The following is a 14,705-nucleotide window of genomic DNA, read 5'->3' as shown; positions in this document are numbered from 1 at the left end:
TCCTCCTCCATTATCACGCCAAACTTTTATTTAACATAGGAATGGCATCAATGATGTGCCGATCAATGGCCAGTTCTTCCGGTTCAAATCCGAGCGCTAAGCCAATAAGTTGTGGCAGGTGAAGAATCGGCATTGTTATATCTTCGCCAAATCCTTTTTGTGCGTTTGGTTGATACATATCCAATTGCATTTGGCATAAAGGACAAGGAGTAACCATACAATCAGCACCAGCTGATTTCGGTGATAGACAGTTCTTAGCCGTCAGCTTCATCACTTCGCTCTCAGCAGGAAATACAGAGTGAAACCCACAGCAAGCTAGACGTTGATCAAAGTCAACGCTTTCTGCTCCTAATACTTCGGCCACCATTTCCATCGACTGAGGATTCATATGATTTTCAAATCCCATCACTTGAGGTGGTCTCACGATGTGACAGCCATAAAAGTTGGCTACTTTTAAGCCGGTTAATGGGCGCTTCACTAACTTTTTTAAGTTTTCCAACCCATAGTCTTCTATTAAAGCCCAAAGTAAGTGAGTTACTTCACTTTTACCTTGATACGTCATACCGGCCTCATGTAAGGCTTCATTTACGCTCTCTTTCATAGCTTCATTGTCATCTAGTGTCTTCTTTGCTGTTCGAAGCATTAAAGTGCACGTATTACATACGGTTAATAACGGAGCATCAAGTTTTTCTGCAAGTGCTAAGTTTCGTGCATTGACTGCTAAACTTACTTTTTTATCGACGTCTTGGATATGGCTAGCACCACAACACGTCCAGCCTTCTAATTCAATTAGTTCAATTCCCATTGCAGAAGCTACTTTCTTTGTTGAGATCATTAACTCCTCTGCGGCAGATTCTAATGTACATCCTGGAAAAAAACCGTATCTCATGACTTTGCCTCCTGTTCTAGTACATGTTTATAGATTTTTCGTACGCCCTCTATGCCTTGAACTTCTTTGGGAAAATGAAATGGATTGATTTTTCCTTTAGTAACCATTCGATAGGCAAAAGGAATTTTCGTTTTAGCCGTCTTAACAAGGCCATCGGTCTTAATTGGTAATGTCATCTCATTTAGACGGCCTTTCTTTTTCACATCATTGAAAAAGGCATAGGCATGTCTAGCACCTTGGTTATTCATTTCTCCCATCTTCATTGTTTCTTCACGTAAAAATGCTACTTCATCTGTTAAGTCAATTCCTTTCGGACATTGCGTCACACACTGCATACAGTGTAAACATTTCCATAAATCATTCTCTAAAACAGGTCTCAGGTGCTCTTTTGGCTGGTTATCACGAGAGTCCACTAAAAACCGGTACGCCTTATTAAAAATGAATGGTTCAAAATATTGTCCATCGTTGACCGATAACTGTTGACACTCTGAAGCACAAATTCCACAAAGTACACAATCAGTTGGAGAAGAGATTCGTTGAAACTCCGCTTCACTTTGTTTAAATCCATTCTCTTTTTGTACCTTTTCATCAGCTAGCAGCCATGGTTTCACCTTTTTCATTTTTTCTACCTTAGGCTCCCAGTCAATAACCAAATCACGTATAACTTCAAAATTCCCTAGAGGTTCAAACGTTAACGTCGTAGTATTAAACGTTTCCATTATTTCATCAAGCGACGTTTTACAGCTTAAAAAAGAATTTCCATTTACTTTCACCCCACAGCTTCCACAAATTGCATGACGACAAGCAGAAGTGAAGTTCAAAGTTGGATCTAGTTCATCTTTAATTTTCGTTAATGCCCATAAGACTGTTTTTCCTTTTTCATATGGAAGAGAATACGTTTGTATCCACTTTTTTTTCCCATCAAATCGGTGAATGCGAAAATGAATTTGCTCCATTAGTACTTCCTCTCCTCCGGTTGATATGTTGTAATTTTCACTGGAATGTACTCTAACTCGTATTGCTCACCTTTCTTGTGAATGAGCGTGTGCTGCAAGAAGTTTATATCATCACGTACTGGATAATCTCCTCTTGAGTGAGAACCTCGGCTTTCCCTACGGTTGAGAGCACCAAGAGCTACTGCTTTTGCTAAATTCAATAAATTTCCTATTTCTACATAGTTCACAAATGCCATATTATATCGAATAGCCGGATCACCAATTACCGCATCTTTGTATTCATGAATTAACGTATCAATTGTCTTGACTGCATCAGCCATTTCGTCTTCCATACGGAAAATACCAACATTGTTCCACATTGCCTCAGCTAAACGATTTCTAATATCAACTAAACTCGTACCGGTCTCTTTCTCCCTAACCGAATGGAATCGTCGTTCCCACTTTTTGCTCTCTTTTAAAAGTGGTTCTTCCTTACCAAATTGCCGTTTCCGGGCTGTCTCTCTCGCACCGATCCCCGCAAACTTCCCATACAGAACAACGTCTGCTACCGAATTGCCTCCTAAGCGATTGGCTCCATGTATCGATACACACGCACATTCACCCGCAGCATGAATTCCAGCAATTGGTGTACTGCACGTTTCATAATTTGTTACATGTATGCCCCCCATCATATAGTGACAACTAGGTCGAATAGGGACAGGTTCTTTTATCAAGTCGACCCCTTCAAAATCCATTGCAAGCTCACGAACTTGTGGAAGTCTTTGGAGAATCTTTTCCTCCCCTAAATGGCGTAAATCCATTAGCACATATGCCTCTATTCCTTCGCCAAAGCCACGACCTTCTTTAATTTCCGTCTCAATAGACCTAGAGACTAAATCCCGCGGAGCCAGCTCCATCTTCTCTGGTGCGTAGCGCTCCATAAATCTCTCTCCATCTTTATTTATTAAGTATCCACCTTCCCCACGACAAGCTTCAGATAAGAGAATTCCCGTTGAAGCTAAGCCCGTTGGATGAAATTGAACGAATTCAGGATCTTTTAATGGAATACCAGCCTCAAAACAAGCAGCTGAACCGTCCCCTGTCATATTGATAGCATTCGTAGTTCGATTCCAATAAATCCGACCAAATCCCCCTGTAGCAATAACCACTGCTTTTGCTTTAATGGGATGAATGTCTCCCGTTTTGATGTCCATAGCAACAAGTCCGTTCAGCTTTTTATCTTCAACTGACAGAGATAAAAGAAACCACTCATTTAAGAATTCAACATTGTGTTTTAAGCACTGTTCGTACACGGCATGTAAAATAACATGGCCCGTTTTGTCGGCAGAATAGCAAGTCCTCGGACTAGAAGCACCCCCAAATGGTCGTTGCGCAATATTGCCATTTCCATCTCTTGAAAAGGGAACACCGTAATAATCCAGTTCAGTAATCATACTAGGCATATTTTTCGTAAAAAACTCAACCGCGTCTTGATCAGCTAAAAAGTCACTTCCTTTTACTGTATCTTTAAAATGCTGTTCTGTTGTATCAGAGGCATCTCGATAGCCCATTGCTGCATTAATGCCTCCTTGAGCAGCTCCCGTGTGAGAACGTGTTGGAAAGATTTTCGAAATACAGGCCACTCGTAAACTCTTATCTTCACTTGCAGAAAGGGCAGCCATCATCCCTGCTCCTCCTGCACCTACAATGACAACATCATACGTTAGCATTACATTTCACCTCATCCTCTTCGTCTTTATAACGCTCCACACCCATTTTGTATAGATCATTTCCATTGCAATCAACCGCAACGATACAAGGGTAACTTTCTACTTTCATCCGGCGAATTGCTTCAGGACCTAATTCAGGAAAGGCCACAATATCGACACTCTTAATCGTGTCTGCTATTAATGCTGCCGCTCCCCCAATTGCCGCAAAATAAACAGCTCCATGCTCTTTCATCGCTTCTATCACTTCTTTGCTTCTTGACCCTTTTCCGATCATCCCTCTTAGTCCTTGCGCTATGAGAGTAGGAGAGTAAGCATCCATTCGACCACTTGTAGTTGGTCCACAAGATCCAATAACCTTCCCTGGCTTAGCAGGAGTTGGTCCGGCATAATAAATGACTTGATCAACTAGATCAATAGGTAAGTCCTCCCCAGCTTGTAACGACTCTACTAAATTTTTGTGAGCAGCATCTCTAGCTGAATAGATGGTTCCAGTAATAGAAACGAGATCACCGGCTTGCAACTCTTTTACTTTTTCATATGTTAATGGCGTTGTGATTTGCTTCATTTCTGACATGTCATCTCCTCCTTACAAAATCACTTCTTTGTGACGTGCTGCATGACAATTTAATGTCACACAAACAGGCATCATCGCTATATGAGTTGGATATGTTTCAATATGAACAGCAAGAGCTGTTACTTTCCCCCCAAAGCCTTGAGGACCAATTCCTAACTTATTAATCTTTTTAAGTAATTCGTTTTCTAGCGCAGCGTATTCAGGATTTTGATTCGGTTGCCCCGCATGTCTAGCAAGAGCTTTCTTCGCAAGTAGAGTACATTGATCCATCGTTCCTCCAATCCCTACACCAACAATTACTGGTGGACAAGGATTCCCACCTGCTTGTGTAATGGTGTTTACGATAAAATCCTTTACTCCCTCCAATCCATCTGACGGTTTACACATTTTAACTGCACCCATATTTTCACTACCTGCTCCTTTAGGCAATACTTGAATTTTCAAATGATTGCCCGGTACGATTTCTGTATGAATGACAGCGGGTGTATTATCACCTGTATTTTTTCTGTTCAAAACAGGATCTGCTACGACTGATTTCCGTAAAAAACCATCCTCATACCCTTGGCGTACCCCTTCATTAATTGCTTCTATTAAACTACCTCCAACAATATGAACATCCTGACCAAGCTCTATAAGAATGACCGTCATTCCCGTATCTTGGCACATAGGAGCTTTCTCTTCCCTTGCCAACTTCACATTTTTTATAATTTTTTCTAAGCTATATTGACCAAACTGTGACTCTTCCTTTTCTAAAGCTTGATGTAGTAGAGCCTCCACATCTTCAGGCAAATCACAGGCTGCATTGATACAAAGAGCTCTCACAGATTGAGTTATAGATTCCGTCGAGATTTCTCTTACCTTTGTTTTATTTTCTGAAATAGTTGTCATATTCGTTTCCTCCCCATTGTTTTACCAAAGTCCTAACAACTTCCACCATAGTCCTCCAATTCCTAGCCACACAACAATATGAATAATGGAGATCACAAAACCTATGGACCACCACTTATTTTGTGATACATAACCCGTTCCAAAAAAGGCAGGCGCTGGTCCTGATCCATAGTGAGTTGTACAAGAGAACAAGTTACTGAAAAAAGCAAGCAACAAAGCTGACAGTAACGGTGGTGCTCCTACAGCGACTAATACAGCCAAAAAGGCACCATACATTGCACTTACATGAGCCGTGTTACTGGCAAAGAAATAGTGTGAATAGAAATAGACAATTGCTAATACGATTAATGCAACGATCCAAGACATCCCTGATACCGTACCTTCCATCAAACCACTGAACCAAGGAATCATGCCAAGACTGTTTAAGAACGTTGCCATCATAACTAACGCAGCAAACCAGACAAGTGTATCCCAAGCCCCTTGCTCATTTTTCACATCATCCCAAGTTAACACTTGTAATAATAAAAGAGCTCCAAGACCAATGAATGCCGTTGTTGTCGCATCAATACCCATATTCGGGCCAAAAATCCATAACGATAAAATCAAGAAAAATACTCCAACCATGTACCACTCTGATATCTTTAACGGACCCATATCTTTTAGTTTTTGTCTCGATAATTCAGCAGCCCCCGGTGTTTCTTTAATTTCCGGTGGATACAGTTTGTAAATGACAAGCGGAATGATAATTAAACTAATGAGACCTGGAACGGACGCCGCAATCATCCATCCTGTCCATGTAATCGTCTCTCCTGTAATTTCTGCTGTTAAACTCATCGCAAGTGGATTAGCGGCCATAGCGGTTAAAAACATAGCAGAGGTGACCATATCTCCTTGAAAAGCCACTTTTGTTAAAAAGGCTCCTACCTTGCGCTCCGTTCCATCACCAGCTCGTGAACCATATGTTTCAGATAGAGATCGAATAATGGGAAGAATGATTCCTCCAGCTCTTGCCGTATTAGACGGCATGGCAGGCGCTAACAACAAATCACTTAAAAGCAATGCGTATGATAGCCCTAACGTTTTCTTTCCAAATTTCATAACAAAGAAGTAAGCCACACGAGTTCCTAAGCCTGTTTTAATAAAGCCACGAGAAATAAAGAATGCTATAACAATTAGCCAAATAACACTATTACTAAAACCGCTTAAAGCTTCTCCCATCGTCAACGTCTGTGTTAGAACCGTTGCGGTTAACCCTAATATAGCAACGACTCCCATAGGTGCTGGTTTAATAATCAGACCAATAATGGTTGCAACGAATATGGCAAATAGCTGCCACGCTTCAGGCTCTAACCCAGCAGGAGGATTAATGTTCCAAATAATAACCCCAATCGCTACTGTTATTAGTAAGGGAATCATTTTCACTTCTCTTTTTTTCTTATTTTCTGGCGGGGTGAAATCTTTTGATTCGTGTTGCATGTTTTTAACTTTTGCTAAAGGTATTGCCATTTTTACTCACTCCTTTTTACCTTAATTTAATTTGTGAAATTATTCACAATTCGTATTAAAAAAAATTGCGATTTCTTTTGTTATTTTAAACTAGTAAACACACCATCAATTGTATTGGGTTGTTCACTTGTGAATAACTTCACATTCAATCTACTTTTAATATAAATGATCTTCTAGAAGATAAAAAGGTAATAAAAGTTATGCAAACGTTTTGTAACTTTAAAAAGCAACTTCCCTCTTTCATCACTTCAAACATTACAAAATGGAAGATTGTTATTTATTTACAAACAAAAAATTGCACCACCATTCTAATAAATGGGGTGCAGTTCAGTGAGAGGCTATTTTTATAAATATCCACTAATGCCGTCATCATTTCCAGTGACAATGTGTTTATAGACAGGTCTTCCTATCTTCCCATAAACAACCTCTGTTTTAATGATGTGAATTTCATTTAGAAACTGTAAATATTTACGTAGGGAAACTCTTGAAATACCTATGTCCATTGCCAACTCATCTGTGGAAAATGGTTTTACTTTTCTATTTTTTACGTTGGTCCAAACTAGACTAAGAGTGTTCCTTGTTAACCCCTTTGGTAGTTCGGCTATTTCGATTTTCTTAGAATGTTTTTGAAAAAATTGACTATCTAAATCCTTTTGATGAAATTTGTTTTTCAATTCAATCATATTTCGTTCAGTTCTATATTCACATAATGCTGTATAAAAACGATCAAATTCAAACGGTTTAATTAAATAATCAATAACCCCATACCTAAGCGCCTTTTTAATGCTTTCCGTGTCACAAGAAGCTGAAATCACAATAATATCAACTTCCACTTCTTTTCTACGAACCATATTTAACAAGTCCCAGCCGTTTTTTTGAGGCATATAAATATCTAATAAAATTAAATCAATTTCATTGCTTTTCACTATTTCAAATGCCTCTTCGACTGAGGCAACGATAGAATGAAGCTGATACCCTACTACTTTTTCTAAATATCGTCGATTAAATTCTGCTACCATCGGATCATCTTCAACAATTAAGACTTGTATCATATTTATCACTCCTGGATCGTGTATGGGATCTCCACTATAAATGTTGTACCTAGTCCCTCTTCAGAAATAACATCGATGTTTCCATCTAATTGACGAACACTTTGATGCACTAAATATAAACCGAATCCTCTTTTTTCACCTTTTGTACTAGTTTCCTTATCAAATATGACATTGAGTAGTTGTTCATCCATCCCTACTCCGGTATCTTGGACAGAGATATAGAGATAATGATCCTCATAGAAGGACGAAACCTTCAACTGCTTTCTTGTACAACTTTGCACAGCATCCAGTCCATTATCAATTAAGTTACCTAAAATGGTAATTAAGTCATGAGAAACATCCCTATTTTGGGGCAGCGGAATGATGAATTCTTCTTTAAAAACAAGCTCTGCTCCTCTTTCACGCGCATAGCTAACTTTCCCTAATAGAAAACCAGCTAAAACAGGGTCCTTCACATGCTTTGTAATAAAACGAATCTCATCTTGTAAAATATTCGTTGCCTTCTTCACATAAACAACTAGCTCGTTATAACGCTTCAGTTGTACCATTCCTAAAATAACGTGCATCTTGTTCATAAACTCGTGTGTTTGAGCCCGTAAAGCCTCTGTATACAACTTAAATCCCGTCAGTTCCTCAGCTAGCTTTTTCAACTCTGTTTTATCCCTAAATGTCGCAACCGCTCCAACAATATGATTGTCAACATAAAGAGGAACTTGATTCACAACAAGAGCGATGTTGGGTAATGATATTTCCTGGTCTAACGTAGAAATCCCATTCGTTAACACATGTTCCATTTCAGAAAATGGTATGATATGCGATAAGTTCATCCCGATATATTCTTGATTGCCTTTCGCTACTTTGTTAAACAACCTCTTCCCTTCACCATTAATTAACGTAATGTTTTGATTCACATCGACAGCTACGATTCCTTCTCTTGCATAATGAAGCATGGCACTTCGTTCTTCTAACAGCTTGGCTACTTGGGGTGGTTCCATGCCAAACAAAATGTTTTTTATTTTGTTTGATAGAAATACAGCTCCTAGTACTCCAATAAGTAAACTCAAAAACGTCCCAATAAAAAGAATAATCCGATTTTCATAAATGGCTGTCTCAACATCTTCTAATAAAAAACCTGCAACTGCCGCTCCGATTTGAACACCATTGTCATCAAAAATAGGGGTGAAGTACCTTAGCGAATATCCCAATGTTCCTTCAGCTATTGATAGACTTTCCACACCTTCAAAAACAATCTCTTCATCTCCTCCAACAAACTTCTCGCCTATCATTTCTGAAAGCGGATGAGTGATTCGAATTCGGTCCATATTTAAAATGACAATAAATAAGACATTTGTTGCTTCTCTCAGCTCTTCCACGTATTCCTGTAAATATGTTGTATCTTCATTATTGCTTAACGTTTGAATCACAACAGGAGAAAGTGCTACCATTTTTGAAATAGTTGACGCTTTTTCCTCGATATTTTGAATGGTTGCCTTTTCAATACTTTTACTCGTTAAAAAATTATTTACTAGCAAGGCTACTATGACCACAGTACAAGTAAGGAAGATAATCTTTGTCCTTAGGGGTACTTTTTTCACATTCATCTCTACACCTTCAAATTCTAATTTTGTACTACATTCCTTTCATTGTTTTTACATACAAATCAAAGAAACTAATGAAATTCATCTTAAGAAGTTCATCGTAATATAATAGCATTTGTACAAACAATGACTTATGATACAATATTGTCTATTACATGTGTATTTTGGGAAAAAATATAATACACAGAACAAACCAAGAAAGGGTGAATAACGTGGATCATAATTCGAACTTTATACGTAACATTATTAAAGAAGATCTAGAATCTGGTAAACGAAACCATGTCATTACTCGTTTCCCACCAGAACCTAATGGATATTTACATATTGGCCATGCCAAATCAATTGTCATAAACTTTGACTTAGCAGATGAGTTTAATGGCAAAACAAACTTACGCTTTGATGACACCAACCCATTAAAGGAAGACTCAGAGTATGTTCATGCTATTAAAGAAGATGTACAGTGGCTTGGATATGACTGGGATGGGTTATTTTTTGCTTCCGATTATTTTCAAGAGATGTATGAGCGAGCAGTTCTTCTTATTAACAAAGGGAAAGCGTATGTTGATGATCTTTCTCCAGATGAAATCCGCGAATACCGTGGTACATTAACGGAACCAGGAAAAGACAGCCCTTATCGCAATCGTTCTATTGAGGAAAATTTAGATTTGTTTGAACGTATGCGTAAAGGTGAATTTAATAATGGAGAAAAAGTGTTACGAGCAAAAATCGATATGAAATCGCCTAATATTAACATGCGTGACCCGGTCATTTACCGAATTTCTCATGCAACTCACCATAATACAGGCGACGAGTGGTGCATTTATCCGATGTACGCCTTTGCTCATCCATTAGAGGATGCTATCGAGGATGTGACACATTCTATTTGCACGACGGAGTTTGAAGATCAACGTCCTTTGTACAATTGGATCATTGAAGAATGTGAAACGTCGAGTGTTCCGAAACAATACGAATTTGGCCGTCTTAACATTACCAATGCTGTTATGAGTAAACGAAAATTGAAACAGTTAGTTGATGAAGGGTTCGTTGACGGGTGGGATGACCCGCGCATGCCGACGATCTCAGGGTTACGAAGACGAGGGTATACTCCTGAGGCCATTCGTGCTTTTGTTAGAGAAACAGGTGTATCGAAAGGATCTGGAACGGTAGATTCACAAATGCTTGATTACTTTGTACGAGAAGATTTGAAATTAAAAGCACCGCGGACAATGGGTATTCTTCGCCCACTAAAAGTGGTGATTACGAACTATCCAGAAGGCCAAGTAGAAATGCTTGATGCGGAAATTAATCCTGAAAATCCTGAAATGGGTACAAGGCAAATTCCGTTTTCAAGAGAAATTTACATTGAACAAGAAGATTTCATGGAAGATCCTCCAAAGAAATACTTCCGCCTCTTCCCTGGAAACGAAGTTCGTCTCAAACATGCTTATTTCATCAAATGTGAGGATGTTATTAAAGACGAAGAAGGAAATGTAGTTGAAATTCATTGTACGTATGATCCTGAGACCAAAAGCGGAAGTGGATTTACGGGTCGTAAAGTAAAAGGAACATTACATTGGGTTGAAGCAACACAAGCTGTTCCTGCTGAGTTTAGATTATATGAACCATTACTGAAAACAGATGATCCAGAAGAGTTAGAAGAAGAAGAAACAGATTCAGCTGTGGAAAAAACATTTCTTGATCAAGTAAACCCTAATTCTCTTGAGATATTACAAGGGTTTGTTGAACCAAATATGAAAGATGTTGCTACACAAGAAAAGTTTCAATTTTTTAGACATGGTTATTTCAATGTTGATCCTAAAGAAACAACGAAAGAAAACCTTGTTTTCAACTTAATTGTTTCGTTAAAAAGTTCGTTCAAACTATAATAATCAAAAAAAGAAGCTGGGACAAAAGAGTTTATTAATGAGAAATCGAACGCAACAATAGTTAATGCATGTAATCGCTCCGGAAATACACTTCGCTTTCCGCGAGCGGCTGTTGAGCCTCCTCGCGCTTACGCAATGTGTGGACTGCCGCTGTAATAATTCGTTCTCCGTTCGTCATGGCGAGATGTGTGTTTTGAACCCAAAGAAGGAAGAGTCCTCTCATCTATGTACTATCTAAATTATAAAATAAAAAGATAGTGAAATGTTTGTTGAAAATTAAACTTCAGACTAGACAAAAGGCCTTTGAGTTTCATTTCTCAAAGGCCTTTTTTACGCTACTTCTCCTATTATTTTCGATCGTTGAGAGTAGGAAATTTCTATCTTTCCTCTCAACAAAGCGGACGGGATGGGAGGGCCGACTCCTGCAGGAGGGAAGGGCAGGTTGAAATCCACCGGCGCAGCCGGTTAGTTCAACGCCCGCCTGCGGAAAGCGTGCCCCCCATCCCGGGAGCGGGTCGAAGCTCCTTTTCAAGTCCGAAATAAACGAGCACTTTTTCAGTGGCTTCCCTTTGATCCCGCAGGAGTATACGTATATTTCCTCCGCTAAGGTTGTGCATCGTTCGCATTCTCAGTTAAACCCTTTAATTAGTCCTAGCTTCTTCCTTTTTATAGACAGGTTGTCACTTATAGAAGCTCTGAAGCATATGTATTTAATTCTTTACTCATTTTTTCAATTTCATCAATGAATGATGAAATCTCTTGTGTTGATGAGGCTTGTTCGGTTCCAACTGCGACTACCTTTTCAATGGATAGGGATATCTCATCCATTGATTTTTGAATATTCATCAGTGTGTTCCGTATCTTCTCAGTCGAAGAAACCGTATTATGGGACAGTTTTCGTATTTCTTCAGCTACGACCTTAAAGCCCTTGCCCTTATCTCCCGCACGCGCAGCTTCAATGGACGCATTCAAACCTAAGATATTGGTTTGATCGGCAATTTTTTTGATGAAATTTAAAACTTCATCTGTATTTTTTACATATTCCGAAGCCTTCTGAGATTGATCAAGCAGTGTATCTGTTGCATCAGCTAACCCTTCTGCTCCTTCGGCAATCGTTGCCACACCTTCATTTGCTTGCGAAAGGGCAGCTACCATTGTCTCAGATATTCCTAACAAACGTTTTTCATTTTGCTCTTGAAGCTGAATCGCAATGGCACCCACAACGGTATTGCCTTCTAGTATAGGTGTTGCTAAACCCGTAAAAGGAAACCCAAAAAATTGTGCGTCCACTTCTGTTCTTATTTTCTTATTAAACGTAATGCATTCCGCTAACGGCTCTTCTGGATTGATTTTGCTCCCTGCTCTTATTCCTAAGTCAATTTTGCGTCCAGGGTAATAAGCTATCCATTCTTCACAATTGGTGAGCCCTATCGCAATATCAGGTAACATAGCTTGGATAACCGGAATCACCTGTTTATATGCTGATATGATACTCATCTCGCCACTATTTACATTTGCATTTGAGATTATCATGTTCATTTTCTTCTCCTCTACATACCATTCTATTTAACTAGTTCTTTTTAACTAGTATACATTGTACAATATACATATATAATTTGTACATGATTTGCATAAATAAAAAAGCAAAAAACCTTTGGTTCTTTGCCTTTTTTATAAAGTGTTTATGTTCCACAGAACGTTTGATAAGGTTGAGTTGTCGACTCAGGCAATGTAGAATACATTGCTTGTTCATCTGAGTGGGCATAAGGGTTAGCAAGAACGGCAAGCAGCTGATTCATTACACTATAGTCCTCATGTTCAACAGCAGCAGCCAATGCCTCTTCTACCCTGTGATTACGAGGAATAACAGCTGGATTAGACTGCTTCATTAAATCAATTGAAGCGTCCTTCGATTCTTGCTGTCGTTCTCTTCTTGCATGCCACCGTTTCTGCCAGTCAGCAAATTCCTCACTAGCAAATAGTTCGCCCTCCTGTTTGGAAAACGTTAATGCAAGAAATGTATTTGTATAGTCAGCATGATACTTATCCATCAGTTGAAGTAAATTTTCAATTAATTGTTCGTCTTGCTCTTCTTCATGAAAAATTCCAAGCTTTGCTCTCATGCCCGTAAGCCAGTGAATACGGAAATGATCTGCGAATCTAGAGATCTCATTTTGGGCCAATGTAACTGCCTCATCTTGATCCTCATGGATAAGCGCTAAGAGAGCTTCGGCAAACCTTGCTAAATTCCATGCCGCAATTTTAGGTTGATTTCCAAATGCATAACGACCTTGTCGATCAATGGAACTAAAAACGGTTTCTGGATCATATGTGTCCATAAAAGCACACGGTCCATAATCAATCGTTTCTCCACTAAGTGTCATATTGTCTGTGTTCATAACCCCGTGAATAAAGCCAACCTGCTGCCATTTCGCTATTAGCATCGCCTTTCTCTGAACAACTTGTTGTAAAAGGGTCAAATATCGATTTCCATCATCTTTAATATCAGGATAATGACGCTCAATCGTATAATCAGCCAATGTCTTTAGTTCCTCTACTGAACCCCACTTAGCTACGTATTGGAATGTGCCGAAACGAATATGACTCGCGGCAACCCGGGTTAAAACTGCTCCAGGAAGCTCTTTCTCCCGCATCACCGGCTCCCCTGTTGATACAACCGCTAAGCTTCTTGTCGTTGGTATACCTAGACCATGCATCGCTTCACTAATAATGTATTCACGTAGCATAGGTCCCACTGTTGCTCTCCCGTCTCCACCACGGGAGTATGGCGTTCTTCCTGAACCTTTTAGCTGAATATCAAATCGTTCACCTGAAGAAGTGATCTGCTCCCCAAGCAATACCGCTCTGCCATCACCTAACATCGTAAAATGTCCAAATTGATGTCCTGCATATGCTTGAGCTAGAGGCATTGCACCTTCAGGAAGCTGATTTCCTGCTTGTACCGCTACTCCTTCTTCACTCTTGAGAGTTTCCACATCCAATCCTAATGAAGCAGCCAAAGAATCGTTTAAAATAATCAACTTCGGTGAACGTACAGAAGTGGGTTCGGTGTTAGAAAAGAAGACTTCTGGCAGTCGTGCATAACTGTTGTCAAAATTCCAACCTACTTTTGTTTTGTTTTCCATGTTTACTCCCTTTCATCTATTTGACTTTTTATGTACTATATCATTTCGCTTCGTATAAATAACAGTAATGTGTTTATTGTCCACTTCGCCCTAGTTATTATACCTTCTCTTATTAGAGCCTCTTATAAAAAATAAAAAAGGATGTCCCTTCAAATTTGAAAGGTACATCCTTTTCGTTTTTCAACCTAACTCCTTCTCAAATTAAGTCGAACTTTTTATTTAGCTAATCCTTGACTCGTGATAGTTTCCGTCATTGCTTCTAATGCTTCATTCTCATCTTTACCTGACGTAGTGATTTTTATCTCAGCACCTTCTGGTATTCCTAGAGACATAACACCCATAATCGATTTAAGATTTACACTTTTTCCGTTATACTCTAGTTCAACTGCCGCCTCAAAATTTCCAGCTTCTTTAACTAAAACGGTCGCTGGACGTGCATGGATTCCTGTTTTATCAATGACGGTAAATGTTTTTTGTGGCATATTTACTCTCCTCTTTCCA

The 14,705-nt window shown here is 39.1% G+C and carries 12 protein-coding genes; 1 reads left to right on the top strand and 11 read right to left on the bottom strand.

Features of this window, described 5'->3' with window-relative positions:
* Positions 1 to 13 precede the first annotated feature (13 nt).
* The 8 genes from N0O92_RS11535 to dcuS form a co-directional block, all read right to left on the bottom strand.
* The gene (locus N0O92_RS11535) at positions 14 to 889 is read right to left on the bottom strand and encodes a CoB--CoM heterodisulfide reductase iron-sulfur subunit B family protein (protein WP_315614807.1); all 876 of its coding nucleotides are present in this window, start codon (positions 887 to 889) and stop codon (positions 14 to 16) included.
* Positions 886 to 1,845: a succinate dehydrogenase/fumarate reductase iron-sulfur subunit gene (locus tag N0O92_RS11530; protein ID WP_315614806.1), complete on the bottom strand. Its 960-nt coding sequence runs from the start codon at positions 1,843 to 1,845 to the stop codon at positions 886 to 888. Before N0O92_RS11530 ends, N0O92_RS11535 begins: the two co-directional genes overlap by 4 nt.
* Positions 1,845 to 3,554: an FAD-binding protein gene (locus tag N0O92_RS11525; RefSeq protein ID WP_315614805.1), complete on the bottom strand. Its 1,710-nt coding sequence runs from the start codon at positions 3,552 to 3,554 to the stop codon at positions 1,845 to 1,847. The genes N0O92_RS11530 and N0O92_RS11525 overlap by 1 nt, the downstream gene beginning before the upstream one ends.
* Entirely contained in the window at positions 3,541 to 4,128 is a 588-nt protein-coding gene (locus N0O92_RS11520) for a Fe-S-containing hydro-lyase (RefSeq protein WP_315614804.1), read from the bottom strand. Before N0O92_RS11520 ends, N0O92_RS11525 begins: the two co-directional genes overlap by 14 nt.
* A 12-nt stretch (positions 4,129 to 4,140) precedes the next feature.
* A complete protein-coding gene (locus N0O92_RS11515) occupies positions 4,141 to 5,016 on the bottom strand; it encodes a fumarate hydratase (RefSeq protein ID WP_315614803.1) in 876 nt (291 codons plus the stop codon).
* A 21-nt stretch (positions 5,017 to 5,037) separates the two neighbouring features.
* Complete coding sequence (locus N0O92_RS11510) at positions 5,038 to 6,492, bottom strand: anion permease (RefSeq protein WP_315614928.1); 1,455 nt, start codon at positions 6,490 to 6,492, stop codon at positions 5,038 to 5,040.
* A gap of 374 nt (positions 6,493 to 6,866) precedes the next feature.
* A complete protein-coding gene (locus tag N0O92_RS11505; protein WP_315614802.1) occupies positions 6,867 to 7,574 on the bottom strand; it encodes a response regulator in 708 nt (235 codons plus the stop codon).
* A 5-nt stretch (positions 7,575 to 7,579) separates the two neighbouring features.
* Positions 7,580 to 9,169 (bottom strand): DcuS/MalK family sensor histidine kinase, encoded by a 1,590-nt coding sequence (gene dcuS / locus N0O92_RS11500; RefSeq protein ID WP_315614801.1) that lies wholly within the window; start codon positions 9,167 to 9,169, stop codon positions 7,580 to 7,582.
* Between the two features lie 215 nt (positions 9,170 to 9,384).
* Between dcuS and N0O92_RS11495 the strand changes: the two genes are divergently transcribed.
* Positions 9,385 to 11,058, top strand: a complete 1,674-nt coding sequence (locus N0O92_RS11495; RefSeq protein ID WP_315614800.1) for a glutamine--tRNA ligase/YqeY domain fusion protein — start codon at positions 9,385 to 9,387, stop codon at positions 11,056 to 11,058.
* A 684-nt stretch (positions 11,059 to 11,742) separates the two neighbouring features.
* On the opposite strand, the gene N0O92_RS11490 is transcribed toward N0O92_RS11495, so the two are convergent.
* The 3 genes from N0O92_RS11490 to N0O92_RS11480 form a co-directional block, all read right to left on the bottom strand.
* Positions 11,743 to 12,597 (bottom strand): methyl-accepting chemotaxis protein, encoded by an 855-nt coding sequence (locus N0O92_RS11490; protein WP_315614799.1) that lies wholly within the window; start codon positions 12,595 to 12,597, stop codon positions 11,743 to 11,745.
* Positions 12,598 to 12,740: 143 nt separating this feature from the next.
* On the bottom strand, positions 12,741 to 14,204 hold the full coding sequence (locus tag N0O92_RS11485) for a protein adenylyltransferase SelO (RefSeq protein ID WP_315614798.1): 1,464 nt from the start codon (positions 14,202 to 14,204) through the stop codon (positions 12,741 to 12,743).
* A gap of 215 nt (positions 14,205 to 14,419) precedes the next feature.
* On the bottom strand, positions 14,420 to 14,686 hold the full coding sequence (locus tag N0O92_RS11480) for a phosphocarrier protein HPr (protein ID WP_315614797.1): 267 nt from the start codon (positions 14,684 to 14,686) through the stop codon (positions 14,420 to 14,422).
* Positions 14,687 to 14,705: the final 19 nt, after the last annotated feature.

The sequence above is a fragment of the Alkalihalobacillus sp. MEB130 genome (assembly GCF_032335535.1).
Lineage (GTDB): Bacteria > Bacillota > Bacilli > Bacillales > Bacillaceae_D > Halalkalibacter.
The sequence above is the reverse complement of the archived record's forward strand: the minus strand, read 5'-3'. Positions and strand labels throughout refer to the sequence as shown.

Excerpts from the sequence above, each read along its gene's own strand:
- N0O92_RS11480 (WP_315614797.1), bottom strand. The coding sequence starts at position 14,686 with ATGCCACAAAAAACATTTACCGTCATTGATAAAACAGGAATCCATGCA.
- N0O92_RS11510 (WP_315614928.1), bottom strand. The coding sequence starts at position 6,492 with ATGCAACACGAATCAAAAGATTTCACCCCGCCAGAAAATAAGAAAAAA.
- N0O92_RS11520 (WP_315614804.1), bottom strand. The coding sequence starts at position 4,128 with ATGTCAGAAATGAAGCAAATCACAACGCCATTAACATATGAAAAAGTA.
- N0O92_RS11490 (WP_315614799.1), bottom strand. The coding sequence starts at position 12,597 with ATGAACATGATAATCTCAAATGCAAATGTAAATAGTGGCGAGATGAGT.
- N0O92_RS11525 (WP_315614805.1), bottom strand. The coding sequence starts at position 3,554 with ATGCTAACGTATGATGTTGTCATTGTAGGTGCAGGAGGAGCAGGGATG.
- N0O92_RS11515 (WP_315614803.1), bottom strand. The coding sequence starts at position 5,016 with ATGACAACTATTTCAGAAAATAAAACAAAGGTAAGAGAAATCTCGACG.
- N0O92_RS11485 (WP_315614798.1), bottom strand. The coding sequence starts at position 14,204 with ATGGAAAACAAAACAAAAGTAGGTTGGAATTTTGACAACAGTTATGCA.
- N0O92_RS11535 (WP_315614807.1), bottom strand. The coding sequence starts at position 889 with ATGAGATACGGTTTTTTTCCAGGATGTACATTAGAATCTGCCGCAGAG.
- N0O92_RS11505 (WP_315614802.1), bottom strand. The coding sequence starts at position 7,574 with ATGATACAAGTCTTAATTGTTGAAGATGATCCGATGGTAGCAGAATTT.
- N0O92_RS11530 (WP_315614806.1), bottom strand. The coding sequence starts at position 1,845 with ATGGAGCAAATTCATTTTCGCATTCACCGATTTGATGGGAAAAAAAAG.